The sequence below is a fragment of the Henriciella marina genome, assembly GCF_027213945.1.
Classification (GTDB): domain Bacteria; phylum Pseudomonadota; class Alphaproteobacteria; order Caulobacterales; family Hyphomonadaceae; genus Henriciella; species Henriciella marina_A.
Genome location: NZ_JAPWGW010000005.1, coordinates 154,329 through 180,917, shown reverse-complemented (window position 1 = coordinate 180,917; position 26,589 = coordinate 154,329). Strand labels below are relative to the sequence as shown.

Annotated in this window: 15 protein-coding genes; 10 read left to right on the top strand and 5 right to left on the bottom strand. The window is 62.9% G+C overall.

Annotated features, from left to right (window positions below):
• The first annotated feature begins 176 nt into the window (after nt 1–176).
• Complete coding sequence (locus O4G74_RS15030; RefSeq protein WP_269403372.1) at nt 177–1,298, top strand: HPP family protein; 1,122 nt, start codon at nt 177–179, stop codon at nt 1,296–1,298.
• 27 nt (nt 1,299–1,325) lie between these two features.
• Here the strand turns inward: O4G74_RS15030 and O4G74_RS15025 are convergent, their stop codons facing one another.
• On the bottom strand, nt 1,326–2,504 hold the full coding sequence (locus O4G74_RS15025; RefSeq protein ID WP_269403371.1) for an acyl-CoA dehydrogenase family protein: 1,179 nt from the start codon (nt 2,502–2,504) through the stop codon (nt 1,326–1,328).
• 93 nt (nt 2,505–2,597) lie between these two features.
• Between O4G74_RS15025 and O4G74_RS15020 the strand changes: the two genes are divergently transcribed.
• Nucleotides 2,598–3,482: an ROK family protein gene (locus O4G74_RS15020; protein WP_269403370.1), complete on the top strand. Its 885-nt coding sequence runs from the start codon at nt 2,598–2,600 to the stop codon at nt 3,480–3,482.
• A gap of 83 nt (nt 3,483–3,565) precedes the next feature.
• A complete protein-coding gene (locus O4G74_RS15015) occupies nt 3,566–4,741 on the top strand; it encodes a CaiB/BaiF CoA transferase family protein (protein ID WP_269403369.1) in 1,176 nt (391 codons plus the stop codon).
• Nucleotides 4,742–4,798: 57 nt separating this feature from the next.
• Here O4G74_RS15015 and O4G74_RS15010 read toward each other — a convergent pair whose 3' ends face one another.
• Complete coding sequence (locus O4G74_RS15010) at nt 4,799–5,779, bottom strand: NAD(P)H-dependent flavin oxidoreductase (RefSeq protein WP_269403368.1); 981 nt, start codon at nt 5,777–5,779, stop codon at nt 4,799–4,801.
• 157 nt (nt 5,780–5,936) lie between these two features.
• Here O4G74_RS15010 and O4G74_RS15005 point away from each other — a divergent pair, with 157 nt between their 5' ends.
• The 7 genes from O4G74_RS15005 (at nt 5,937) to O4G74_RS14975 (ending at nt 24,982) form a co-directional block, all read left to right on the top strand.
• The gene (locus tag O4G74_RS15005; protein ID WP_269403367.1) at nt 5,937–7,019 is read left to right on the top strand and encodes a DUF2855 family protein; all 1,083 of its coding nucleotides are present in this window, start codon (nt 5,937–5,939) and stop codon (nt 7,017–7,019) included.
• A 137-nt stretch (nt 7,020–7,156) separates the two neighbouring features.
• On the top strand, nt 7,157–9,976 hold the full coding sequence (locus tag O4G74_RS15000) for a phosphoenolpyruvate carboxylase (RefSeq protein WP_269403366.1): 2,820 nt from the start codon (nt 7,157–7,159) through the stop codon (nt 9,974–9,976).
• Between the two features lie 191 nt (nt 9,977–10,167).
• Nucleotides 10,168–11,673 carry a PfaD family polyunsaturated fatty acid/polyketide biosynthesis protein gene (locus O4G74_RS14995; protein ID WP_269403365.1) on the top strand — a complete coding sequence of 502 codons (1,506 nt, stop codon included), beginning with the start codon at nt 10,168–10,170 and terminating at the stop codon, nt 11,671–11,673.
• Between the two features lie 27 nt (nt 11,674–11,700).
• Entirely contained in the window at nt 11,701–15,609 is a 3,909-nt protein-coding gene (locus O4G74_RS14990; protein WP_269403364.1) for a beta-ketoacyl synthase N-terminal-like domain-containing protein, read from the top strand.
• 89 nt (nt 15,610–15,698) lie between these two features.
• Complete coding sequence (locus tag O4G74_RS14985) at nt 15,699–17,108, top strand: SDR family NAD(P)-dependent oxidoreductase (protein WP_269403420.1); 1,410 nt, start codon at nt 15,699–15,701, stop codon at nt 17,106–17,108.
• Nucleotides 17,101–24,408: a beta-ketoacyl synthase N-terminal-like domain-containing protein gene (locus O4G74_RS14980; RefSeq protein ID WP_269403363.1), complete on the top strand. Its 7,308-nt coding sequence runs from the start codon at nt 17,101–17,103 to the stop codon at nt 24,406–24,408. The genes O4G74_RS14985 and O4G74_RS14980 overlap by 8 nt, the downstream gene beginning before the upstream one ends.
• Nucleotides 24,401–24,982, top strand: a complete 582-nt coding sequence (locus tag O4G74_RS14975; RefSeq protein WP_269403362.1) for an N-acyl amino acid synthase FeeM domain-containing protein — start codon at nt 24,401–24,403, stop codon at nt 24,980–24,982. The genes O4G74_RS14980 and O4G74_RS14975 overlap by 8 nt, the downstream gene beginning before the upstream one ends.
• Here O4G74_RS14975 and O4G74_RS14970 read toward each other — a convergent pair.
• Genes O4G74_RS14970 through O4G74_RS16485 form a run of 3 tightly spaced genes read right to left on the bottom strand, consistent with a single transcriptional unit; the run spans nt 24,966 to nt 26,382 of the window.
• On the bottom strand, nt 24,966–25,625 hold the full coding sequence (locus tag O4G74_RS14970; RefSeq protein ID WP_269403361.1) for a 4'-phosphopantetheinyl transferase family protein: 660 nt from the start codon (nt 25,623–25,625) through the stop codon (nt 24,966–24,968). The genes O4G74_RS14975 and O4G74_RS14970 overlap by 17 nt on opposite strands.
• Nucleotides 25,622–26,215, bottom strand: a complete 594-nt coding sequence (locus O4G74_RS14965; RefSeq protein WP_269403360.1) for a sigma-70 family RNA polymerase sigma factor — start codon at nt 26,213–26,215, stop codon at nt 25,622–25,624. The genes O4G74_RS14970 and O4G74_RS14965 overlap by 4 nt, the downstream gene beginning before the upstream one ends.
• A gap of 41 nt (nt 26,216–26,256) precedes the next feature.
• Nucleotides 26,257–26,382, bottom strand: coding sequence for a NepR family anti-sigma factor (locus tag O4G74_RS16485; RefSeq protein ID WP_419715404.1), 126 nt, complete (start codon nt 26,380–26,382; stop codon nt 26,257–26,259).
• Between the last annotated feature and the right edge of the window lie 207 nt (nt 26,383–26,589).

Sequence of the window (26,589 nt, the reverse complement as noted above, 5' to 3'; positions counted from 1 at the left end):
AACCTTGCCGCCACGCTGCAATCTACCCCGCCAGCGCGGGTCCGGACAGCTCGCTGCCTGCAAGACGCAGCCTGCGCGTCAACCTGACGGGGCGAGAGGCGCAAGCGCGCCTTGAAGACATTGCCGGTCGGCGGCAAACGGATGCAGCCCGGACAGAGTGAAGGAAATCGCGCCCCATGTTCTCCCGCCAAAGCCTGAAAGCGGCCTTGCGCCACTTGCTTCCAGCCCTGCCATGGCCGAGCCGCACCGAGGCAGCACGCGCCTCGCTGGGCGCCTTCGCCGGCATCGGGCTCTGCACGCTGCTTGGCCTGTTGCTGCCGACTGTTTCAGATCTGCCGCTCTACCTTGTCGCGCCGCTGGGGGCGTCGGCCGTGCTTGTCTTTGCCGTTCCCAACTCGCCGCTGGCCCAGCCATGGTCTGCCGTCGCAGGCAATACCGTGTCGGCGATTGTTGCGGTCTCTGTCCTCATGCTGGCACCGCCTGTCTGGGCCCCCAGCCTGGCCGTGGGCGGCGCCATCTTCGTCATGTTCCTCACCCGCTCGCTGCACCCGCCAGGCGGCGCCGTCGCCCTGCTGGCCACGCTTGAGCGGGAAGCCGTGCTGGAGGCGGGCTTTGCCTTTGCCCTGGTCCCTGTCGGCATCATGACCGTCACGCTCGTCCTTGCCGGGGTCGCTTTCAACCGGGCGACCGGGCGGGTCTACCCTTTCAGACAGCCGCCACAGCAGGTCTCGCGCCCGGCAGAGCCGCGCCTTGGCCTGTCGACCGGCGAACTCACCGGCATCCTCAAACGCTTCAACCAGTCCCAGAATATCGGGGTTGCAGACCTTTCCCGCCTGCTGGCTGCCGCCGAAAAGGAAGCTGCCGGACACCGGTTCGACGGCATGACCTGCGCCGATGTCATGACGGCGCCGCTCATCACCATAGAACCGGACGACACGCTTGAGCACATTGCCGGCCTCTTCCGCTCCCACGCCCTGAAAACCCTGCCCGTCATGGCAGAAGACGGGCGCTGTCTCGGCCATGTCCAGCAAGCGGATATCATCGGCGCGCTCCTGCCCGCCAGGCGCCCGCGGCTGCAACGCCGCAGCAGATTGCGCGGCTCTGACATCATGCGGGACGTGACCGCCGTCGCACCGTCCACAGCGCCTGTCGGCACCGTGCTCAACCGCTTCGCCCGGCAAGGCGTTCAGACCGTATTTGTCATGGAGGCCGAAAAAGTCGTCGGCGTGCTGACACGCTCCGACATCATTTCCCTGCTGCTAAGCGGCGCAGAAGAACGCACCTCCCCCGCACCCTGAGCCATCGCCAGCTTGCCGGAGGCAACGCTATTTCGCGCCCGTCCGACTCAGCTCCGCCTTCTTGATCTTCTTGGCCAGCGACCATTTGTGCACTTCGGTCGGCCCGTCATAGATGCGGAAGGCGCGCACCTCGCGGAACAGCTGCTCGACAATCGTGTCGCGGCTGACGCCCATCCCGCCCATGACCTGAACGCACCGGTCGGCCACACGGAACAGCGCCTCTGACACCGCCACCTTCGCCATGGAGCTTTCGACATTGCCATTCTCGCCGCGGTCCAGCGCATCAGCGCACCAGTCGATCATCAGCGAGGATTGCTGCAGGTCGATCTGGTTTTCAGCCAGCATAAAGCCGACGCCCTCATGGTCGACCAACAGCTTGCCAAACCCCTGGCGCTTGCACGCATATTCGGTCGCGATTTCCTGCGCCCGGGTCGCCATGCCGTGCCAGCGCATGCAGTGCGAAAGGCGCGCGGGCGCGAGACGGATCTGCGCATAGCGAAAGCCCTCGCCCGGATTGCCCAGCATGTCTGTGGCCGGCACGCGCAGATTGTCGATCAGCACTTCCGAATGCCCGCCCGGCATGGAGCTGTCGATCGTGTCGAGCACCCGCTCGATCCGGATCGCCGGGTCCGGCAGGTCGACCAGGAACATGCACGCGCCCGCCTCCGACTTGGCCATGACGATGCCGACCTTGGCGCCCTCAGCCCCGGTAATGAATGTCTTGCGGCCATTGATGACCCAGTGGTTTCCGTCCTGCACAGCCGTCGTCTGCATCATGGACGGGTCGGACCCTGCCCCGCCATCGGCGGCCGGTTCCGTCATGAAAAAAGCAGAGCGCGCCTCACCGGAGACAAGCGGCTTCAGGAAGCGCTCATGCTGCTCGGGCGTCGCGACCTTGCCGAGCAAGAACATGTTGCCCTCATCCGGCGCGCCCGTATTGCAGGCCACAGGACCAAGCGGTGACAGGCCGGTCTTCTGCAGGACATGGGCGGTGCTGCGCTGCGAAAGGTGTGTGCCATCTTTCAGGATATGCGGCGTCATCACGCCGGCCTCGCGCGCTTTCGCCCGCATCTCGACGACCAGCTCTTCCGATGGGCCGTGTTCACCAAGGCGCGGGTCGCGCTCGTATGGCGCCACGACATCGCGCACAAAGGCTTCCACACGTGCGCCAATTTCCTCGGCAAGTTTCTGGTCGGAATAGGTCATGGGGTCTGTCTCCTTTAGGCGGTCAAAGACCTATCCATTGCAATGCAGGCTGCATAGTCTGGCAGGTCTGATAGGTTTGAAGGCTGAACACAGATGTCGGAAAACATGCTTCATGGCGGCATCGATGCGGGCGGCACGACCTTCAAGTGCGGTCTCGCTGATGCGTCAGGTGCGCTGGTCGCTTCGCACCGTGTACCCGTAACCACGCCAGAAGAGACGTTGGCCGCAACTGCAGATTGGTTCACTGCACATATCGAACCCGGCACGCTGAAGACGTTCGGCATTGCCAGCTTCGGCCCGATAGATGTCGACCCACGCTCGGCCAGCTATGGCACGATTACCGGGTCGGCAAAATCGGGCTGGTCCGGCACGAACCTCCGCGCGCACTTTGAAAATGCGCTCGCCCTGCCCGTCACCTTGGATACGGATGTGAACGGCGCCCTACTCGCTGAAATGACCCTAGGCGCAGCGATGGGCTGCGCCTCGGCTGCCTATGTCACGGTCGGCACGGGTATCGGGGCCGGGCTCTTTGCCAATGGCGGTTTTCTGGGTCGGCCCTCACACCCTGAATTCGGTCATATCGCGCTGCGGCGTCACCCCGGCGACGGGAACTTCGAGAGCGTCTGCCCCTTCCACGAGGACTGTCTCGAAGGCCTCGCATCCGTGCGCGCCATTCGTGCGCGGGCCGGTTCGCCGGAAGACCTCCCAGCCAATCACCCCGTCTGGGATATCGCTGCCGACTATCTTGCGCAGGCTGCTCGCGCGCTGACCCTTACCCTCCGGCCGGAGCGTATCGTCCTTGGCGGTGGGCTGATGCTCGCCCCGCACCTGATTTCCCGCATCCGTAAGGCCTTCGACGAACAGATGGGCGGCTATCTCGAACACGCTCCTTCAGCTGAGCTGATCACCACGCCGGGCCTTGGCGACAATGCCGGTCTCATCGGCGCCATCCTGCTTGGTCAACAAGGCACGCAGTGAGCGGACGCAGGGTCAGGCTGTGCTGAGATGAACTCCCGGTCTAGAACGCTTGCAGCAAGAAAGACCACGAGGGAGCATGCGTCATGGACATAAAGGGATTTCCACTCGAAGGGCTGAAAGTCCTTGATCTCTCGCGTGTTCTGGCCGGCCCTTTTGCCACGCGGATGCTGTCTGACCTAGGCGCGGACGTCCTGAAGATCGAGCCGCCCGAAGGCGATGTCACCCGCCATTTCGGCAAGTCGGATGAGGGCGTCGCTGGCTTTTACCTTCAGCAGAACATCGGCAAGCGGAACATCTGTATCGACCTGAAGGCCGAAGGCGCGCGTGAGCTGGTGCTGGAGCTTTGCAAGGAAGCGGACATGCTGGTGGAGAACTTCCGCCCTGGCGTGATGAAGCGCTTTGGTCTCGACTGGGACAGCGTGCACGCGGTCAATCCGAAACTCGTCATGCTGTCCATTTCTGGCTTTGGCCAGACGGGGCCGGAGGCAAAGCGCGCCGCCTATGCGCCGGTCGTGCATGCCGAAGCGGGGCTTATCGCCCGACAGGCAGAGATCAGCGGCGGGCCACCAACCGACCTTCAATATTCGTTCGCCGACAGCTATAGCTCGCTGCACGGTCTTGTCGGGCTGCTCGCTGCCCTGCGAGTCGCGGAAAAGACCGGCGAAGGCCAGCATGTCGATATTGCGATGATCAACGTCATTCATGCGACCGATGACTATGCGCATTGGGCGCTGGACGGCGTCTGGCCGAAACCGAAAGAGAACCAGGTCTGGGACGCGCCGGAGGGCAAGCGCATCCTGATTGCCTCTGACATGAAATGGATCTGGATCGTGCTGTCCAAAAAGGCGGGGCTCGTCGACCCGACCCCGAAAGGCGCAAGCCTCGAAGAGAAAGTCGCTGCCCGCCACAAGGCGGTCACCGAACACATTCTCTCCTATCCAAGCTTTGAGGCGCTCACCAAGGCACTGGACGGGATGAACCTCGCCTGGGGTCTCGTGCGGAAATTTGGCGAGGAATCCTTCTCGCAGACCAGTGTCGGGCCGAACGGCATTCTGGTCGATGTCGAAGACGACAAGGGCAATGCGCGCCGTACGGTCCAGTCGCCTTACAAGTTTTCTCAGTCGAAGAGCGGCATCTCCGCAGGCATGCGCCCACCACGGCGGGGCGAGCACAATGTCGATGCCCTGAAAGACTGGATCGGCGCTGACGAAGCCCGCGTCTCTGAGCTCACGGAAAAAGGCATCCTGCTCAGCGAATAAAAAAAGGGCGCCGGACTGAAACAATCCGGCGCCCTTCAGCAGTCGTTCTATTCTGGCTTAGCTGACAACGAAATTCGACATCCGCTTCTTGATGATCTCTTCGGCATCGGAAACGATCCGGTCGATCAGTTCCTGCACGCTTGGAATGTCATGGATGAGGCCCTGGATCATGCCGGCCGACCAGATGCCGTCATCGGCGTCGCCTTCTTCCATCGCCTTTCGGCCACGCACACCTGCAACGAGGTGCTGGACGTCCTCGAACTTGGCGCCGCCTTTGGATTCGATCGCGACGACCTCTTCGGACACCTTGTTCTTCATGACGCGAGCCGTGTTGTGCAGCGTGCGGAAGATGAGCTTGGTGTCGCGCTCGGTATTCTCGACCATCTGCTTCTTGAAGTTCTCGTGGATCGGCGCCTCTTTCGTGACGCAGAAACGCGTGCCCATATTGATGCCGTCGGCGCCGAGCGCCAGAGCCGCAGCAAGACCACGTCCATCACCGATACCGCCAGAGGCGAGCATCGGGATTTTCACCTTGTCGGCAGCGGCCGGGATCAGGATGAGACCTGGAATATCGTCTTCGCCCGGGTGACCGGCACACTCGAAGCCATCGATCGAGATCGCGTCGACGCCCATACGCTCAGCCGATAGCGCGTGACGCACAGCAGTACATTTGTGGATGACCTTGATGCCGTGCTTCTTGAACTCGTCGACATGCTCCTGCGGCTTGTAGCCAGCCGTCTCGACGATCTTGATACCGCCCTCGATGATCGCTTGGCGATACTCTGCATATGGCGGAGGCTTGATGGCCGGCAGGATGGTGAGGTTCACGCCGAATGGCTTGTCGGTCATGTCCTTGGTGCGCTGGATTTCCTTGGCGAGGTCTTCCGGCGTCGGCTGGGTCAGCGCGGTCAGAAAGCCAAGACCGCCAGCGTTCGAAACGGGCGCTGCCATCTCAGCATAGCCGACCCACTGCATACCGCCCTGAACGATCGGATGCTCGATGCCGAGCAGTTCGGTGATCCGTGTCTTGATGGCCATGTCGTCTCCTCAAATCATGTTTTCTCGCTCTTGATAGGACAATCGCCCGCTCCTGCGAAGGATTGCCCTCGCGGCAGCAAATCACCCGCCCCTTGCACTCGCCTCAGGACAGTCCATTCTTGCGCGAGTTGGAAGAATTGAGGGAAGGACCGACCCGATGGCTGAAGTCAGTGAGCTTTGGATCAATCGCAGCGACTACCGGAAGACGAAACCCGTTAGCCAGCCGCAGGCACAACTTGAGGGCGGTCAGGTCCGCGTTGCTATCGACAAGTTTGCGATCACCTCGAACAATGTGAGCTATGCGATCTCCGGAGACGCGATTGGATACTGGCGCTTTTTCCCGGCTGAGGAAGGGTGGGGCAAGGTCACTGTCTGGGGCTTCGGCGATGTCGTTGAATCGCGCAGCCCTGATATCGCGGTCGGTGAACGCCTCTATGGCTTTTTCCCGATGGCAAGCGAGGCTGTTCTGACGGTTGGACGCGTCAAGGATGACTTCTTCATGGACGCCTCGCCGCACCGCGCAGACCTTGCCGCCGTGTACAACCAGTATCGCCGGCTCGCTGGCGAACCCGAAGCCATGCGCAAGCTGGAAGATGAGCGCAGTCTCTATTTTCCGCTCTTCATCACGTCTTTCGTGCTCTACGATTATCTGACGGACAATGACTATTTTGGTGCAAGCCAGGTAGTCATCGGCTCTGTGTCGTCCAAGACGGCCTTCGGACTTGCCCAGTTCATCCATGAGGATGAAAGCGCAGGTCAGCGTGTCATCGGTCTTACTTCGCCGGGCAATCGGGCTTTCGTGGAAACCCTTGGCTGTTGCGACGACGTTCTACTTTATGGCGAGGAAGAGAAGATCGATCCGGGCGTGAAGACCGCCTATGTCGACATGTCCGGCAACCGGGATCTGACGGTGACGCTGCACAATCATCTCCAGGAAAACATGGTCGAAAGCTGCATGGTCGGCGCGACCCACTGGGAAAGCGCTGGCCGCGCCAAGGGACTTCCAGGCGCAGAGCCCAAATTCTTCTTTGCGCCTGCGCAAATCGCCAAGCGCGACAAGGAATGGGGACCCGGTGTGCTGTATGGCAAAGCGAGCGAAGCAAGCGCTCGCCTTGCCCGTTCTGCGTCGAAAGAGATTCAGATTGAACGGATCAAAGGCCCGGACCAGGTGGCCGCCATCTGGCGCGACTTCCTCGACAACAAGGTCGCCCCAAGTCGCGGCATCATGGCGTCGCTCTAGCGGTGCGTGCGCTGTCGCCGGGCATTTCATTCCGAGATAGCGCCGCGGGCAAATGATAATCTTGACGAAACCGCTCGGCCTCTCTTCCTGAACAAGATACGCGTTCAAACGCTATCTTGCTTTCAGGGAGACCCGCCATGCCGACCAGAAAGACGCCGCTAGACCCGGCCCGTATCCGCAAATTCCTGCGCGATCATGCAGAAGGCATTGACCGCGACCCGCTGACCAATTCGGTTTTCTCTTTTGCGCTACAACTCTTTCAGGATCTGGAGGCCGGTCGCACTGACCTCTCCAGTGTCGCCGAAACAGTCGACGGCCTGCATTTTGACCTTCTGAAGGACCGCGCTGACCAGTTTCGGGCGCAGCATACCGAGGTCGGCAAATCGAAGGATGCCTTCGCTGGGGTCAAGGCGGCGCTCTCTGCGATGGCCAAATCGGACCCGGAGCGGTTCCGGCAAACGGTCACACGGCATGCCGGTGGGATCGTCTTCACGGCCCATCCCACCTTTGCCCTGTCACGGGATTTGCGCCGTGCCTTCGCTGCCTATGCCAGCAAGCCCGGCAAGAGCGAACTCGGCAACCTCCAATCCGTCGCCAGCGACCCGCAACCGGACTGGCCGGACCAGATCACGCTCACCCACGAACATGAGGAAGCGCAGGATGCGATCGCAAATGCGCAGGACGCGGCAGGCCATTATGCAGGTATCATTGTAGACGCGGCCAGAAAGTCTCTCGATGACTGGCGCAGCCTTCGCACCGCCCTTCCCACACTGGCAAGCTGGGTCGGCTATGACCTCGATGGACGGACCGATATTCACTGGTCGCAGTCAATCACGCTGCGCCTGCGCGAGAAGGCAGCCCAGCTCGCCTATTATCGCGGTCGTCTCTCCAACTTCGCAGAGTTCGAGACGCTGGCCGCGCTCGAGAAGAAACTCGCCGATGCGCAGGCCCACACCGAAGCAGCCGCAGAAAAGTTCGGCCAGAACCTCTCAGACCCGGACGTGCTCAGCGATGCAGCCAATTTCCTGACGGCCGCCTCGGACGCAAAGATCACAGACGCGGCCACCCTGACCGATCCGCTGACTACGCTGATCGAAGACACGGAAACACCAGACGAGACAGCCGCCGCCCTGATGATCCTGCGCGCTGAAATCGACGCGCTCCAGCTTGGCACCGCCCGCATCCATCTTCGCGTGAATGCTGCGCAGGTGCGCACCGTCCTCCAGCGCGATCTCGACCTTGAAACCGAAGACAGCGAACTTGGCCGTCTCGCCCTCAGCAAGCTCTCTGAAATGGCAGGCAGCACCGAAGTGCGCCCTGTAAACTTCGCGGACCTCTTCCTCGAACAGTCCACCGCGCGGCGCCAGTTCATGATGTGCGCACAGATCCTCAAACATATCGATGCAGGCTCACCGATCCGCTTTCTGATTGCAGAGAGTGAAAACCCCGCCACCGTCATGGGCGCGCTTCATCTTGCCCGCCAGTACGGCGTGGATCATGCGCTCGACATCTCACCGCTCTTCGAAACACCGGAAGCCCTCGAAACCGGTGGGCGCTTTGTCGAGCGCCTGCTCGAAGAAGAAAGCTTCTGCGCCTACATCAAGGCGCGCGGCTACCTCTCCATCCAGCTGGGCTTTTCAGACTCTGGCCGCTTCATCGGACAGGTCGCCGGCAATATGGCGATCGAGCGGATCCACAGCCTGATCGGCCGCGCGCTCGGCGACGTCCTGCCCGGCACAGGCCTGCTCGTCTTCAACACACATGGCGAGTCGATCGGGCGCGGCGCCTATCCCGGCAGCTTCCAGCAGCGCCATGACCATTTGCTGACGCCGTGGACGCGCAGCGAACTCCTCGCCCGCGACATCCAGCCAATCCACGAGGTGAGCTTCCAAGGCGGTGACGGCTTTCTCCATTTCGCGACGCCGGAGCTTTCACGCGCCACATATGCTGCCTTCTGCGAACACATCCTGTCAGAACCACCATCCACTGACGAAGACGCCTTCTATACGCAGACCGACTTTGTCTGGGACGCCTACCGCGCGCTTCGAAACTGGCACGAGACGCTCTTCGTCGACCGCGACTATGAGGAAATGCTCGGCGGGTTCACGTCCGGCTTTCTGGTCAAGGCGGGCTCCCGCCCAGTGAAACGTGCGGGCGGCCCAAGCGGGCCCTCGGCCATCCGGGCGATCTCTCATAACGCCATGCTCCAGCAGCTCGGTGTGCCGCTGAACTCGGCGTGTGGTATTGGTTCTGCCATGCCGCGCGAGAAAGAGCGCATGCGCGACATCATCAATGCCTCGCCCCGCCTTCACGCCCTTATCATGCTCGCAACCCGCGCCCGCATGCTGACCAGCCTGCCTGTGCTGCGCGGCTATGCCAACGTCTTCGACCCGCATGTCTGGCTGGCAGTTTCGCGTCATGGCGACATTTCGCAGGCAGGCCCAATGCGCCGCGTTGCGGATGCCCTCCGCGAGAACCAGACTGCCACCAGCCTGCAGAAAATCGCCAACCGGCTTAGCGTCGACCTTGTAGAGTTTGATGGTCTTATCGCCTCTCTCGACGAAGCGCCGAGTGTCGAAAGCCGCCACGAAAGCCGGCTGGACTTCCACGCGCTCCACGCCATCCGGCAGGCGCTCATGCTCTACGCGCTTAGCCTGACAGGGCGCCTCAGCGACCTTTCAGCCCGCCACGACACAAGCCGCAGCGACATCATTGCCCTCGTTCTCACCATGCAGATCGAAGAGGCCGCTGATCTTCTGGAAGAAATCTATCCGCCGTCGCGCGGCGAGGCTGATCTGTTCCAGCACATCGACGAAGCAGGCTATGAGACCGGTGCGCGAAGCGAGACCGGCTATGACCGGTTGCATCAGGAATTGATAGCGCCTCTCCGTCAGTGCGGTACGCTGATTTCGAGGCTGTCGATCGCGACCAGCCACGCCTTTAGTGCATGGGGCTGATCCCGTTCTCGCTCCTGCATATATACCTATGGAAAAGCCCAATCTGTTGTGTTTGCAATAGATCGCGCCAATCGTGACATATGCGTCACGTTTTTCAGCACATTTGCTGCACGCGCGAGAATCAACGGCCAAAATATTGCAAGAGAGGTCAATTCACGCTCTACTTCGTGGCCTATAGGGAAAGCTGAGGCATGAGGATCCAGCACTGGGAGTCCAGTAATTGTAGCGGCCCGGCCAAGAAGGTTGAGACGCGGCACCCCCCATTAACCAAGAACACCACCTCGCAAGATAACGCTGTCTATCCAGACTGGCTCGGCGACCACGCTTTCACGAAAATTCATGGCAGCCGCTTTGCCTATATCGTCGGCGAAATGGCACGCGGTATCGCAACCCCGCGCATGGTCATCGCCGCCGTTCAGTCAGGCCCCCTCGGCTTCTATGGCAGCGCGGGCCTCAGGCCTGAAACCATCGCCGCAGGTCTCGACGAGATCGAAGCCGCGCTCGGCAAAGGCGCGCCCGCCTGGGGCGCCAATCTCATCCACACCCCGCAGCAGCCCGGCTATGAGCGCGCGGTCGTTGACCTCTTCCTGTCGCGCGGTGTCGCCCGCGTGTCAGCCTCCGCCTTCATGCAGCTGTCGCCGGAAATCGTGCGCTACAGCGCCGCCGGACTCTCACGGGCCGCTGATGGCAGCATCACCCGCACCACGCACGTCTTCGCCAAGGTCTCCCGCGCCGAGGTCGCCCGGCAATTCATGGCCCCTGCGCCAGACGCGATCCTGAAACAACTGGTCGCCCGCGGCGATATTACGCCAGAGCAGGCAGAGATTGCCGCCAGTGTTCCCGTCGCCCTCGACATCACCGCCGAAGCCGATAGCGGCGGGCATACCGACAACCGCGCCGCCGGGCCGCTCTTCTCCTCGCTGGTTCAGGCCCGCCGGGAAGTCTGCGAGACTCACAGTCTCAATGCTGACGAGATCCGCATCGGCCTTGGCGGCGGCATTGGCACTCCCTGGGCGGCCGCTTCGGCATTCCAGATGGGCGCCGCCTATATCATCACCGGCTCGGTCAATCAGGCCGCGGTCGAGTCCGGCCTCTCGCTCGCTGGCCGCAAGCTCCTCGCAGAAGCAGGCCCCGCCGATATCGCCATGGCCCCGGCCGCCGACATGTTCGAGCAAGGGGTCGAGGTTCAGGTTCTGAAACGCGGCACCCTCTTTGCCATGCGCGGGCGCCGGATGCGCGAGATCTACAAGACCCGTACTGGCTTTACCGACTGCACCCCGCAGGAGCAGGCATTCATCGAGACCGCTCTTGGCGAGACCTACGCGTCCGCCTGGGAAAAGACCCGCGCCTTCATGGCCGGGACCAATCCGAAAGAGCTGGAAAAGGCAGAAGCAGACCTTCGCCACCAGCTCGCACTTGTCTTTCGCAGGTATCTTTTCTTCGGGGCCCAATGGGCCCGTGAGGGCGAGGAAAGCCGCCTGCGCGACTACCAGATCTGGTGCGGCCCGGCGATGGGCGCCTTCAATGAGTGGGTCAAGGGAAGCCCGCTCGAAGCGCTCGAAAACCGGAGCGTCAAACAGATTGCGCTGAACCTCATGGACGGGGCCGCGCACCTGACAGGACTTCAGGCCCGCCGGGCGCGCGGTGAGAACATTCCACAATCAGCTTTCGACTATCGGGCGGGGCTATTCGAGTAAATCTCTGGCTGAGGGGCTGAGAACAACATGGCAGACAGAACGTCGAGACCAGCAGATATAGCCATCGTCGGATATGGCGCGATGTTTCCCGGCCGCGGCGACGCGGCGGGCTTCTGGCGCGATATTGCCGAAGGTGTCGATACGCTGGGCCCGGTCCCGCCGACACACTGGCTGATCGAGGATTATTACGACGCCGACCCGAAGGCCCGGGACAAGACCTATGGCCAGCGCGGCGGCTTCCTCTCGCCGCAAGGGTTCGACCCGCTTTCCTTCGGTATTCCGCCCAATCAGATCGACGCCACAGACAGCGCCCAGCTCCTCGCGCTCATGGTGGCACAGGCCGCGCTCGATGAGGCTGAGAAAGCCACAAATGGCACGATCGACCGCAAGCGCACGTCCTGCATTCTTGGCGTCGCGTCAGCGACCGAACTCGTGGGCCATATGTCCGGTCGTCTGCAGCGGCCCTCCTGGATAAAGGGACTGCGGGACGCCGGTCTTCCCGAGACGCAAGTTCAGGCCATTGCCGACCGCATCTCGGAAAATTTTTCCGAATGGAAGGAAAGCACCTTTCCCGGTCTTCTCGGCAATGTGGTTGCCGGGCGTATCGCAAACCGGATGGATCTTGGCGGCTCCAACTATGTGACGGACGCAGCCTGCGCGTCTTCTCTCTCGGCCCTGCACGGCGCCATACATGAGCTGCGCGCGGGCGACAGCGACCTTGTCCTCACCGGCGGTGTCGACGCCCTCAACGACATCCTCATGTATATGTGTTTCTCGAAGACACCGGCCCTCTCCCCGACAGAGGACTGCCGGCCATTCTCCGACAAGGCAGATGGGACGATGCTCGGTGAAGGCATCGGCATCCTGGCGCTCCGCCGCCTTGCCGATGCAGAGCGGGACGGCAATCGTATTCATGCCGTCATCAAGGGCATTGGCGCAGGCTCTGACGGGCGCGCCACCGCCATCTACGCCCCACTCCCTGATGGGCAGGCTCGCGCCCTTGGCCGCGCCTATGAACAGGCCGGTTACGATCCGCGCTCTGTCGAACTGGTCGAAGCGCACGGCACAGGTACCAAAGCTGGCGACGCGGCTGAAATCGCAGGCCTGAAACAGGTCTTCTGCGAGGACGGTGAGATGGTGGACACCCCCTGGTGCGCCATCGGATCGGTCAAATCCCAAATCGGCCACACCAAGGCCGCCGCGGGATCAGCTAGCCTGATCAAGGCTGCCATGTCGCTGTCCAGAAAGGCCCTGCCGCCAACCATCAAAATCGACCAACCCGCTCCGGCACTCGCTGGCTCCCCCTTCTATGTGAACCGCGAGCTTCGCCCATGGGTCCGGGACAAATCCCATAAACGACGGGCGTCCGTCAGTTCGTTCGGCTTCGGCGGCTCGAACTTTCACGTCACGCTGGAAGAATACACCGGCCCTCAAGCGGCCCTCCCGGACCGTATCCTGCCAGCAGAACTCTTCATGGTTTCTGCCAGCTCGCCAGATGCGCTCGCCACGGCGATCGAAGCGACGGCCCGCAAACTGGTGCACGAGGAAGACCTCGCCATCGCCGCAAGCGAAAGCCATGCAGGTTTTGAAACCGGCGATACCTGCCGCGCGGCCATTACAGCCACCAGCAATGACGACTTCAATGCGAAGGCCGCAAAACTGGCCGCCCTTATCCGCGCAGGCAACGCCGAAACCGCGCCGCTGCCGAAGGGCAGCAGCGTCAGCCTCACCGCCGCCAAACCCGGCAAGCTCGCCTTCCTGATGCCAGGCCAAGGCAGCCAGTATGTCGGCATGGGCCGCGACCTCGCCCTCGCCTTCCCTGAGGCGCGCGCCGCCTGGGATTATGCCGCAAGCCACAAGAAAGCCGGCAAGCTCGGCCTCCACCGCCTCGCTTTCCCGCCATCGGCCTTCAATGATGAGCAGGCAAAGGCGCAGGCCGACACGCTAACCGCTATGGAAAACGCACAGCCTGCGCTCGCCGCCGCGACGATGGCTGTCCTCGCCGTTCTGGAAAAGGCTGGCCTCGATGCCGACATGGCCGCCGGTCACAGCTTCGGTGAGATCATGGCGCTGAACGCGTCAGGCGTCCTGTCGGACAAGGATGCGCTAAGCACCGCCTGCAAACGTGCAAGACTGATGAGCCAGGCCGCCGCCGACAATGAAGGCGCGATGCTGGCCACGCAGGCCTCAAGCGAACAGCTCGCACCGATCCTGAAAGACCATCCGGACGTCGTTGTCGCCAATGACAATGCGCCAACCCAGACGGTGCTTTCCGGTCCGGTCGACGCCATTGAGGCAGCCCGAGCGGCGATTGAAGCAGCCGGTATCAAGGCACGCCGTCTGCCGGTCGCCTCGGCTTTCCACTCACCCATCGTTGCGGGCGCTGTCGCCCCTTTCCGCAAGGCGCTCGGCAAGACCGATTTCTGCAAGGGCGATTTTCCTGTCTTCGCCAACGCGTCTGCCAAACGCTACCCGCTTGCCTACGACAAGCAGCGGGACCTGCTGGCAGGACAGATCGAAAGCCCCGTCCGCTTCCGCGAAATCATTGAGGGGATGTATGAGGCCGGCGTCACGACCTTTGTAGAGGCTGGCCCCGGCACCGTCCTCACCGCGCTTGTCGGGCAGATCCTGCCCGGCAAGGCCAATGCGGTGGCGCTAGACGACAAGAAGGGCAATGGCCTCGCGGCCTTCCTCGCCGGGCTCGGCAAGCTTGCCGTCCTCGGTTATGAGATCGATTTCGAAGCCTTGTTCGCCAACATGCCCGCGCCAGAGGCGCGCAAGCCCCGTTCGAAGCATGCCATAGATCTCACCGGCGCAAACTATAACAAGCCCTACCCGCCAAAAGGCGGTGCTGCGGCGCTGCCGCCACCAAAAGCGGCACCATCAGTCTCCGAGCAGGTCACCAAACCGATACCAGCCGCTCCGCCAGACCGGGCGCCGCCGCCTGCCCCAGCCTCAACCTCTTCTTCCCAGATTTCCCAGCCAGGACCTTCGCCCATGACTGAGCCCCGCCACTCCGCTCCTGCCAGCACCGCCGCCCAGATCCATGCGCAGATGACAGAAGCCCACACCGCCTACATGCAAGCGCTTCAGACGGCGCACGCCCAATACATGCAGACCACGCAGGCCATGCTCGCATCGGCAGGCTCGGTGGCTACTCCAGCGCCTCAGCCACAGGCCCAGCCAGCACCCCAACCGGCTCCAGAGCCCGTCGCGGCCGCACCCACTCCACAGCCAGTCCCTGCGCCGGCGCCAGCCCCGGCCGCAGCCGCGCCAGCCCCAACACCAGCGCCTCAACCGACACCTCCTCCCGCTCCAGCGCCTGCACCGACCCCAGCGCAGGACTTCACCGCCCTCGTCACCAGCCTCGTCGCCGAAAAGACCGGCTACCCAGCCGACATGCTCGAGCCCGACATGGATCTTGAGGGGGAGCTTGGCGTCGACTCCATCAAACAGGTCGAGATCCTCTCAGCCCTCCGCGAGAAGATGCCGTCCCTGCCAGAGATCGAGCCTGAACAGATCGCCGAGCTGCGCACCATCGCAAAGATCGCCGCCTTCCTCAGCCCGGCTGCAAGCGGCGCGACTTCTACGGCTCCGGCTCCGGCCCAGCCCACGCACGCAAATGGGAACGGCTATGCGAATGGCCACGGCCACCACATTGCCGCCGCCCCAGCTCCGGCCCCTGCAGCTACCTCGGCAGCCGCTGGCGTCGACATGACAGAGCTTGTCCGCAACCTCATCGCCGACAAGACGGGCTACCCGCCGGAAATGCTCGAAGATGATATGGATCTTGAGGGCGAACTTGGCGTCGACTCCATCAAGCAGGTCGAGATCCTCTCGGCCCTGCGCGAGCAGATGCCGAACCTGCCAGAGGTCGAACCGGAACAGATCGCAGAGCTGCGCTCCATCCGGAAGATCGCCGATTTTTTTGGCTAAGGGGCGCGCCGGCGTCACCTGACGCTGCTCGCCCCGCTTCGCGCGATGCTGGACCTGTTTCTGGTCCAGCGCCGCTGGCCTTGAAAGCCGTGGCCTATGTCAGCCAGCCTGCCATCGGACGGGTCACGCCCGGCCTGCGCGAAGCATCCCTGATCGAGTGGGTCACGCCAGACCCCGCCGCCGCTGAGCCTTTCATCGCTGCGCTTGGCGCATCAGGCTTTCAGGTCCGCGCCGTCACCGAACCGAGCGGAGCAGCCAACGCTCTGATCCTCGCGCACGGTCTTTCCGGCGCGCGTGAGACCCTGCACGCCGACGCCGTCGCAGCCTTAAAGACCAGTGCCCCACAGCTCGAAACCCAAGGCGGCGCTGTCATCCTGCTGCAGGACACAGGCGGGCTCTTCCAACCGCAGGACCAGCGCGCGTGGCGCGGCGGGCTTTCCGGCCTTGCCCGCACCGCCGCGCGCGAGTTTACGGCCTCCACCATCCGCCTCATTGATATCGACATGGCAGGCTTCGGCACGTCGCTCGCCGCCAGCCACCTCGTGGAAGAACTCCTCACCGGCGGCACCGCGCCGACGACAGGCCTCAGCCCGGCAGGCCGCTATGTGCCGCAGGACACAGACTTCACCCTGCCCCGCAACCAGCCCGGCCGCCTCGGCCCGCAGGATGTCATCTTCGTCACTGGCGGCGCGCGCGGCGTGACGGCAGATTGCGTCATAGAGCTCGCCCGCCGCACCGGCGCGCGCTTTGCGCTCCTCGGCCGCTCCCCCGTGACCCCTTGGCCAGAAGGCTTGCCGACAACGACCGACGAGAAGACCCTGCGCGGCGCCCTCGCCAAAGCGGCGAAGACCGCAGGCGAAAAGATCACCCCCGCCGCCCTCAACAGTCGCGCCCGCGCGCTGCTCTCTGGCGCTGAGATCCGCGAAACCCTCACCGCAATCGGTCAGGCAGGCGGCGAAGCGCGCTACATCCCGGCAGACGTCTCAGACCCCGCCGCGCTCACCCAGGCGCTTGCCGATATCCGCGCCGACCTCGGAGAGATCACAGGTCTCGTCCATGGCGCAGGCGTCCTCGCCGACAAGCTCATCCGCGAGAAGACGCCAGAGCAGATTGCCCGCGTCTTCGGCCCCAAGATTGGTGGGCTCGATGCTCTTCTGAGCCAGCTCGACTCGTCAAAGCTGAAGACAATCGCCTTCTTCTCATCGGTCGCGGCCCGCTATGGCAATGCAGGCCAGGCCGATTACGCAATGGCGAATGAGATTCTGAACCGCATGGCCTGGTGGCTGAAATCGACCAATCCAGATGCCGCCGTCACCTCCATCAATTGGGGCCCGTGGGATGGCGGCATGGTGGATGATGGCCTACGCGCCAAATTCGCCGAGCTTGGCGTCGCCCTCATCTCAAAACCCGCAGGCGCCAACGCCTTTGCAGACGCCGTGCTCGCTGGCCCCGCCTGCCCGGTCGAAATCGTTGCAGGCGCGGAGATCGCCCATGGCTAAGCCGACGTTTGAACCTATCGCCATCATCGGCCGCGGCTGCGTCCTGCCGGGCGCGCTCACCCCGGCTGAACTCTGGCAGGCTGTGCTCGAGGAAAAGACCCTCATCACCGACGCCCCGCCCGGCAAATGGGGCGTCACCGAAGCCGAGCAACAGGCCATCGGCTACAAGGGCGCTTTCGTCACCGGCTTCGACAAGGTCTTCGACCCCGCCGCCCATGATCTCGGCGACACCGACGCAAGCGACCTCGACCCGGTCTTCCAGTGGCTGCTGCATGCGGGCCGCGAGGCCTGGCGTGAAGCCGGACAGCCCAAGGCCCGCAAATCCCGTATCGGCGTCATTGCTGGCAATCTCGGCTATCCGAGCCGCGCTCTCTCTGATTTTGCCGCCGACATCTGGCTGGACGGCACCTCGGGCATCCACTCGCAGAACCGCTTCAATACGGGCGGCCCGGCGCAGCTTCTGGCCCGCGCCCTCGGCGCCGCCGGTCCTGCCTTCGCCGTCGATGCCGCCTGCGCCTCCTCGCTCTATGCAATCAAGCTGGCCTGCGACCGCCTGCAGGATCACAGCCTCGATGTCGTCATTGCAGCAGCCGTCAACGGCGCTGATAATCTCATCCTGCATCAGGGGTTTTCAGCCCTCAACGCGCTCTCGCCAACCGGCCGCTCTCGCCCCTTCGTGGATGGCGCAGATGGACTCGTCCCGGCTGAAGGCGCCGCCGCCATTGTCCTGAAACGCCTCAGCGACTGCGATCTTGCCGACCGCGTCTTCGGCGTCATTCGCGGCATCGGCCTTTCCAATGATGGGCGCCGTAAATCGCTGCTCGCGCCTGACGGCGACGGCCAGCGCGAAGCCATGGCTGCGGCCTGGACCGGGTCCGGCCTCGATCCTGCCCGCGATATCGGGCTCCTCGAAGCCCATGCCACCGGCACCCGCACCGGCGACGCTGTCGAGCTTGCCGCCACCGCCGCGCATTTTGCTGGAACAGATCAGCTCCCCATCGGCTCGCTCAAAGGCAATCTCGGCCATCTCATTACCGCGGCTGGTATGGCGAGCCTCATCAAGCTCACCTATGCCGTCAATGAAGGCACCATCCCGCCGACCCGGCTTGAAGGCGCGGCCATTTCCGGCTTCGAAGGCAGCGGTCTGACACCGGCCCGGCAGGGCAAGTGGCCGGACGACCGTCCCCGCGTCGCCGCCCTCTCGAACTTCGGATTTGGCGGCAATAATGCGCACCTCATCCTCGCTGCCGATGACGGCCAGCGTGCCCGCCGCAAAACCGCCACGCCAGTTCGCAAGCCGCCGCACATCGCCATCACTGCAACTGGACTTTCGCTTGGACCAGACCGCGGTGTCGCCCGCGTGCTCCAGCGCCTGATGCGCCCGCCCATGGATGCGCGCGGCCCCATGCTCGAGACCCATGCCGACCCGAAAGCGCTACGCGCGCCACCATCTGATCTTTCGTCCGCGCAAGGCCAGCAGGTGGCGCTCTGGGACGCGGTCGATGGGGCGCTCGCCCGCACCTCGCTTGCCGACGGTGCGCGGGTCGGCGTCTACACAGGCTTTTCCTGCTCGCCCGAAGCGACCCGCTGGATGCTCCGTGCACGGATTGCACAGCGCCTCGACCTAGTGCCAACCTCACCGGAGGCGGACGAAGCCCGCAACGCCATCGCCGCCCCGCTAAAGGCAGGTGACGTGCTCGGGGCCATGCCGAACGTCTCTGCAAACCGGTTGAATGTGCGCGGCGACTGGCGCGCGCTTGGCTTTGCGGTGATGGAAGAGGAAGCATCCGGCCTGCGCGCCGCAGAGCTTGCCATCCGCGCGCTCCAGGCTGGCGAAATTGACGCCGCCATCGTCGCCGCCGCTGATCTCTCCGCCGATATCGTTCACGCCGCCACCGGCAGCGAACATACGGGTGACGCCGCCGCCGCGCTCATCCTCCAGCGCAGCGCTGACGCGCCGTCTACGACCGAAATCCGCGCGCTCCGCATAGAGGAAGGTACGCGCCCCAACGCCATGATTTCCCGTATCTATGGCCATGCCCATGCCGCAGGCGGCCTCGTCGAACTTGGCCTGCAGGCAGAAGCTGCCGTCCGCGGGCTGGAGCTTGGCGAAACGGGTCTCGTGCCACGTCTGGGTAGTACATCCCCCCGGCCGGCGGTGGCAGGTGCCGCGGTCAAACTGAAGACGCGGCCTCAGCCAACACCCGACCTGCTGCGTCCGCCGCCGCGCCTGGAGACCTATGGCGCCGAAAGCCGGGACGCGCTCATCGCCTCCCTCGAGGCGCAGCGCCAGTCGAGCGACGGCAATCTACGCATCGCCTTGCTTGGCACACGACCTGAAAAGATGACGGCGCTCCGCCTTGAAGCAGCCTCTCGCCTTCGCGCGGGGTCGCTTGAGAGTAGCGACGGCATCATTTTTGGCGAGGGGGCGCCGGAAGGCGACCTCGCCTTCGTCTTTACCGGCGCGGCCGCCGCCTATCCCGGCATGGGCCGCGATCTCTTTTCGGCCTTCCCGTCTCTCGGCAAGCTCGTTACCCAGCGTTTCCCGACCGCTCAGTCGGTCGCCGATACGCTCGCCACGGGCCTCGAAAGCGCCTTCAGCCAGCTTCGCGCGACAACGCTTGTGTCGCAGGCCCAGCACCTCCTCCTGACGCAGATGCTTGGCCTCAAACCAACCGTCGCCGTGGGGCTTTCATCCGGCGAAACCAATTCACTGATCGCCTTCGGCGCATGGGTGGACGCTGACGGCCTGATGGGCACGATTGGCGAAAGCGGCATGTATGACCGCTATCTGGCGGGCGCGTTTGAAACCGCCCGCAAGGCCTGGGGTGAGAAGGCACCGATCGAATGGGCGACATGGCGCCTGCGCACCAGCGAGGCCGCCGTCCGCGATGCCATCAAGCCCGAACCGCGATGCGACATCACCATCATCTATAGCGCCAGCGATGTCGTGATCTCCGGTGAGGCGTCCGCCTGCCAGCGCGTCATCAAGCGGCTTGGCGCAGCGGCCATCCGCGTCCCGCACGACCTAACCGTCCACACCCCAGCCATGCTGCCTTATGAGAAGACCTGGCATCAGCTCCACTTTCGCAAGACGAAGGCGCCCAAGGCCGTGCGCTTTTACGCCAACGCCATCAACGGCGCTTATGAGGTCTCCGCCGACAGCGCCGCCAACATGCTCACCGGACAGGCGATCGCGCCAATCGACTTCCCAGCGACACTCCACGCAGCGCATGCCGACGGGGTGCGAACCTTCATCGAGATCGGCCCGCGCGACACACTCACCGGCGCAATCGAAGAAACGCTTGGGCCGTCGGTCACGGCGCTGTCAACAGACCGTTTCGGCAAGCCCGCCCTCGACAGCATCGCGATGCTGGCGGCGCGGCTTTTTGCTGGCGGTCACGCACTGAACATAGACTGGCTGAAGTCACAGCTGGACGAGGCCAGCGCGAACACCCTGCCTCTCCGCATCAAGGACAAGAGCGCCGTCACCTTCGACGCCCATGCCGCGCCACCGCGCACGCCTCAGCTTCCATCGCAATCAAGGCAGACGGCGCGTCGCCGCCTCACCCCACCGAAGCGGCCATCCTTCAATCCTGGCCCGCTTCCCTCTGCAAAACCTGCTCTCGCGCGCACGCTTCCCCTGCCACCTGGCGCAAGCTGGGTGCCGCCCGTGGTGAAAACTGTCGGGACAGCTGTGCTGGAGCGGAAGCGAACCGCGGCAGGCCAGGCTCCCTCGCCAGCGCCAAATGTCGCTCCGGCCAGACGTATGTCACCTGCGCCTGCCCAAGCCCATAAATCCATCTCGCCGCTGGAACGGAAAGCGCCCACAGGCCCGTCCTTTACGCGTGCACAAATCGAGCAAGCCGCCGTCGGCAATATCTCGGACATTTTCGGCAAGGCCTTCGCCGCACAGGACAAATACCGCCGGCAGGTGCGCATGCCGCGCGCACCCATGCTGCTCTGTGACCGGATAACCGGTATCGATGCCGAAGCCCTCGTTCACGGCAAGGGCACCATCTGGACAGAAACAGATGTGACGGCGGACCTCTGGGCAGTCAGCGACGGGATGCTACGCCCGGGTCCACTGATCGAAGCGGGGCAAGCCGATCTCGCACTCATCTCATGGATGGGCGCGGACATGCTGAATTGTTCGGATCGCGTTTATCGCCTGCTCGGCTGTGAGCTCACCTTTCATGAAGGCGGATTGCCGCGTGTGGGCGAAACCCTCCGCTTCCAGATTTCCATCAAGGGCCACGCAGAGCTCTCTGGCGTGCGCATGTTCTTCTTTGAATATGACTGCTACGCCGATGACCGCCTGCTGCTCTCGGTTCGCAACGGCCAGGCGGGCTTCTTCACCGATGAAGAGCTTGCCAATTCCAAGGGCGTGCTTTGGGACGCGGCTGAAGGCGCGCCGACAGCAGAGCCGCGCCTCGACAAGACGTCTTCATCAACCAAACGAAGCTTCACCGCCGCCGAAGTCGCCGCCTTCCGCGCGGGCGATACTTATCGCTGTTTCGGCGAAGGGTTTGAGCGCGCCGCGCCTCATACCCGCCCCGCCCGCATACCAGACGGGAAACTCGCCCTCTTTGATGAGGTCCTGCAGTTTGACCCTGAAGGCGGGCCATGGGGACGCGGCTATCTGAAGGCACGCCACCACGTCTCGAAAGACGCCTGGTTCTATGACGGCCACTTCCATGAAGACCCCTGCATGCCGGGCACCCTCATGGCTGAAGCCGCGGTCCAGGCGCTGGAGTTCACCGCCGCCGGGCTAGGCCTGACGATTGAGCGCGATAGCCATGTCTTCGAACCGGCACCGGGCGCGCCAGCAACCTTCTATTGCCGGGGTCAGGTCACCCCGGACACCGACCATGAGGTTACCTATGAAGTCTTTGTCGACGAAATAATCGACGGTGAAGAACCGATGGTCTTCGCCAGCCTCTTGGCCCGCTCCGATGGCCGCAAAGTTTTCTACTGTCCGCGCTTTGGCGTGCGCCTCCGCCGCCAGTGGCCGAAACCAGACAAGCTCGGGGCCACCCCGCATTATGTGAATACAGGCTGCGATGTGCGCGGCGATGAGGCCGCGCTGATCGAATGCGGGTCCGGCGCGCCGAGCAATGCATTTGGCAGCATGTACGCGCCCTTCGATACAAAGGGCGCTGTCCCCCGCCTGCCGCAACCGCCCTATCACATGGTCAGCCGCGTGATTTCCGTCTCTGAACCAGCGGGCCAGCAGGGCGCAGGTCTCGAAGCGGTCGCCGAATACGATATTCCAGAAGACGCCTGGTATTTCGAGGATGGCGGCACGGGTACGATGCCCTTCTCGGTTCTGACCGAAGTCATCCTTCAGCCTTGCGGATGGCTGGCCTCCTATTCCGGTTTTGCGCTGTCCGGTGAGACCCGCTTCCGTAACCTCGATGGCAAAGGCACGCTCCATCGACAGGTGAGACCCGAAGACGGCATGGTCCGCACCACCACCACGCTCACCCGCTGTTCGCGCGTCGGTCCGATGACCATCGTCTTCTTCGCGCTCGAAGCCACTCTTGCCGATGGCACGCCCATCATCTCGCTGGAGACGAGCTTCGGCTTCTTTACCAATGCCTCGCTCGCGGCGCAGGCCGGCCTCAAACCAACCGATGCCGACCGCGATTTTGTGAACGCGCCAGCAGACCCGCCGAGCGAAGCAGATACGCGTCTCAAGCCTTCTCAGAACCGTCTCGCCCTCTTTGATGTCATCGACCGGTTCGAGCCGACAAGCGGCGAGGCAGCTCTTGGCCGTATCCGTGCGAGGCAAGCCGTCGACCCTTATGCCTGGTATTTCAAGGCGCACTTCTTCTCCGACCCGGTACAGCCGGGCTCCCTCGGTCTCGATATGCTGGTCCAGCTTCTTGCCCGGGCCGCAGATCTCAACGGCCACGCCGACCGGTTCGATCATCCGGTCTGGGAGCCGATTGCCGAGACCCATGAGGTCAACTGGACCTATCGCGGACAGGTCATGCCGACCGCGAAACAGGCGACTCCGATGGTGGAGGTTCTTTCGGTTGAAGAGGAAGACGATGCGACCATCGTGAAGGGTCGCGGCGTTCTCTGGGTCGATGGGCTCAAAATTTATGAGATGCGCGAACTGAGTGTCCGGATATGCACCGCCCATGCACCGTCACTGCACCGTCACTGCACCATGTTTTCTGCGGGAAATGACGGCTGGCTCCAGTCGCATCGTCCAACCCATACTCTCCCCTCACTTCCCCTCCTGGCACAGGCTGGAATGGCCTTACGCCAGGCCCGTGCCGCAGGCTTCGAAGGCTACCCGATTGAACTGAAAACGTTTTCACCAAGGCGCTGGGGCAGCCTTAGCGGTGATGGCCTCAGCGTTGAGACCAGGGTCACGCCGGACGGGGAGACAAAACTGCGCGGCCGTGATGCCCTGTCCGACGACGCAACCTGGTATGAAATTTCCGCCGGAAAGATCAGCCAGCCCGTGCGCGGACCGAAACCGAAACTAGTCCCGAGAAAGCATGGAAAGAAGCGCGGCGATCCTTATGCGTCCGGCGACCTTTTCCACGGCCCGGCCATGCAATCCATCATCTCGATCCGCCGCGACAAAACGGGGTTCGAAGCGGTTCTGAACCTCGCCGCTGCAACAAATCCGGGGGACCCGTTCGACCCCGTCATACTGGACGGGCTGGTGCATGGTCCGCCGCATGAAACGCCTGAAGAGTGGTTCAAAGGCGCGGAAAACACCGCCATCTACCCCGTCCGCTTAGAGCGCCTGACCGTTCTGCACGACCTCCCCGAAAGCGGAAAACTCACCGTGAGAGGCAGGCCCCAAACCCGCCTTGAAGGCTCAGAAGACCTGCCTGTCCTCATCGAAGCCTATCTCGAAGATGGAAGCCTCTGGGCCCGGCTCGATCTGGTTGAGAAAGCCTATCCCAAAGGCAAACTCGGCGCGCTTAACCCTCTGGCACGAAAAGCTTTTCTGACTGGCAGGAGCGATGAAGTGGTTGCCCCACTAAGCTGGGAGCAAAGCGGAAGATCGCTTGTTTCACCCGCAGCTGTCATGGCCTGCGACTGGCTCCCCGGTACGGTTGCCGCCGCCTGGGGTCTTGAAGGCTTGACTGGCGCAGATCTCATCAAGGGCGTTGCGGTGAAGGAATTCTTCGCCCGCAAATGGCAGGTTCATCCCCAGAAGCTGACGCTCGATCCGCCATTTGTCATCGGCCCGAATACCCGCAGCCGTTACGATCTAAGCTTCGACAAGACCGCACGCGCCTGGTCTGTAGGAGATGATCCCCATGGATAATTTCGAGATCATCCCAGTCACCGACGCAACGCTGCCACTCGTCCAGCATCTGCGCTACCGCGTCTATTGCGCCGAGAAACAATTCGCCATGCCGGGCGCTGACCATGACAACCGTCTGCTGCGCGACGATGCTGACCAACTCGGCGAAACCTTCGCCCTGTTCGATGGCGCAGACCTTGTCTCCAGCGCACAGGTCATCCCCGTCCATGCGAGCAAAGCCGAAGAAAGATTTCAGGTTTTCGATCTCGGATCAGTCCTCGCTGACGGGGAAAGCTGTGTCGTAGTGTCAAAACTGGTCACGGCGCCTGAGCGTCGAGGTTCGAAAACACTCGGCCCAATCATGCGGGCCGTCCTCGACTATGTCGCCCGCGACAGGCACCGCTACATCGCTATTCTGGCAGAAGCGCAAATGCGAGAATTCTATGGCTCCATGGGGTTCGATATCCGCAAGGAAGGCATCGCCGCGCACCCCTTTGGCACTGTTTCCCTCATGGTTTTTGATATGCATGATGAGCGCCATACAAACGGGAAATCACTTGCCGGCTGGATGTTCAAATCTATTTTTGCGCGCTGAACGCCAAAGTACAGACGGCATTGCGACCAGCGTCGATGACGGAAAGTGATAGCGACGCGCCACGATCATGGATCGTGATTTCATCGGCGCGCCCATGTATGAATGCCAGCGGTATTTCAACGCTCTTCGCCCCGCCGCGCAGACCTTCTCCCCGGCATTTCAGGACCGCTTCCTTGGCCGTCCAGAGGCGATAGAAAGCGAAAAGCTGCGCCGTCTCGTCACCCGCCGACGAGACAGCATCTGCCTCTGTTGCGCTTGCCGTCATTGAGAGGACAGCGCTCGTATCGCGTGCAATCGCCCGCTCGATATCGATGCCGACGATCCCCCCTCCCGAAAGGGCCGCCGCAGCCACTGGCCCTGACTTCGACCAGCTGAGGGCCACATCAGGCGCCGCGGCGATTTCCGGGCGGGCATCGTCAAAGCTTTGGAGAATAGGTATCCCGGTTTGCGGGCGTCGCTGCTGGATTAGCTGACGCATAAGCCATCTGGCATGCAGGAAGTCAGCTGCGTCTTCGCTGCGCCTCAGTTTCGATGCACGGCTTCTCTCTACCGCGTCGGCTGGCTCGAAACCGTGATGGATGCCTCGCCTGTCGGAAATTGCCCAGACCGGGCCGGCAGCCAGAGAGCCGCCTCTCGCTGTCAAAGCGTGTGCCGGGCAGGCCCTGCCAGTTCATCGAGGCGGTGAAGTAAGGCAGGAAGCCCCTCCCCTTCCGGACGCTTGACCACGTAGGTCGAGCGCTCGCTCGAAACAAAACGCCGTTTGACGGTTTCGCGCGCCCGGCTGACGCGGCTCTTAATTGTGCCGGCAGAGCAGCCGCAGACCTCACCGGCCTCATCATAGGTCATTCCCGCCGCCAATATGAGGATGAGCGCGTCGCGCTGTTCATCAGGGAGCTGGCTGATCAACCGCTCCATGCGGGCAAAGTCCTTGCTGGTTTCCTGGTTTGCTTCAGCGACAAGCGCCGCCGCGATCACATCCGGTTCGAGATTGACCGACCGCCAGGAGCGGCGCTTCTGCATGTAGAATTCGTTGCGGAGAATGCGGAAGAGCCAGGGGCGCATGGGTTGTGCCGGGTCGAACATCTCCTGCGATGTCCAGGCTTTGAGGCAGGCATCCTGCACAAGGTCATCAGCAAGCGCAGCGTCGCGGCAAAGACCCCTCGCAAAAGCTCGCAGCTCTGGAATGAGGGCTTCGAGACGGGCGACGAAGGACGCTTCTATTTTTTCAACCAAACACCCAACTCCAACACCTGAAAACCGGCTATTGCCGTGCCTCAATCCGTTTTTCTTTCCTGCTCTCGCAGGCGCCGGATCAGATCCTGCAGACGCTCGGGCAGTGGCTCTTCAGCGACATCCCGATAAGCCTTTCGCAGGGCTTCCCCAACAGGCGGTTCCTTCATCCAGGGTGATGGCGATTTGCGGTTCTCCCGGGAAGGCGACTTTTTCTTTGTCACGTTTTCGTCCCAGCGATAGAAAATCAGGTCCGCTCTGGTGCCATACACCTTTCAATGTCGCAACTATGCCTGATGCCATCTAACGATCAATTTCCTAATCTCTTTCTAAATTCACGTGAAACTTTCTGCCTTTGCTGCCGATCAGCGCCCGCA

Coding starts and splice junctions, on each gene's coding strand:
- O4G74_RS15025 (WP_269403371.1), bottom strand. CDS start 2,504: ATGACCTATTCCGACCAGAAACTTGCCGAGGAAATTGGCGCACGTGTG.
- O4G74_RS15015 (WP_269403369.1), top strand. CDS start 3,566: ATGGACATAAAGGGATTTCCACTCGAAGGGCTGAAAGTCCTTGATCTC.
- O4G74_RS15010 (WP_269403368.1), bottom strand. CDS start 5,779: ATGGCCATCAAGACACGGATCACCGAACTGCTCGGCATCGAGCATCCG.
- O4G74_RS16485 (WP_419715404.1), bottom strand. CDS start 26,382: ATGAAGGAACCGCCTGTTGGGGAAGCCCTGCGAAAGGCTTATCGGGAT.
- O4G74_RS14975 (WP_269403362.1), top strand. CDS start 24,401: ATGGATAATTTCGAGATCATCCCAGTCACCGACGCAACGCTGCCACTC.
- O4G74_RS15005 (WP_269403367.1), top strand. CDS start 5,937: ATGGCTGAAGTCAGTGAGCTTTGGATCAATCGCAGCGACTACCGGAAG.
- O4G74_RS14995 (WP_269403365.1), top strand. CDS start 10,168: ATGAGGATCCAGCACTGGGAGTCCAGTAATTGTAGCGGCCCGGCCAAG.
- O4G74_RS14980 (WP_269403363.1), top strand. CDS start 17,101: ATGGCTAAGCCGACGTTTGAACCTATCGCCATCATCGGCCGCGGCTGC.
- O4G74_RS15000 (WP_269403366.1), top strand. CDS start 7,157: ATGCCGACCAGAAAGACGCCGCTAGACCCGGCCCGTATCCGCAAATTC.
- O4G74_RS15030 (WP_269403372.1), top strand. CDS start 177: ATGTTCTCCCGCCAAAGCCTGAAAGCGGCCTTGCGCCACTTGCTTCCA.
- O4G74_RS15020 (WP_269403370.1), top strand. CDS start 2,598: ATGTCGGAAAACATGCTTCATGGCGGCATCGATGCGGGCGGCACGACC.
- O4G74_RS14990 (WP_269403364.1), top strand. CDS start 11,701: ATGGCAGACAGAACGTCGAGACCAGCAGATATAGCCATCGTCGGATAT.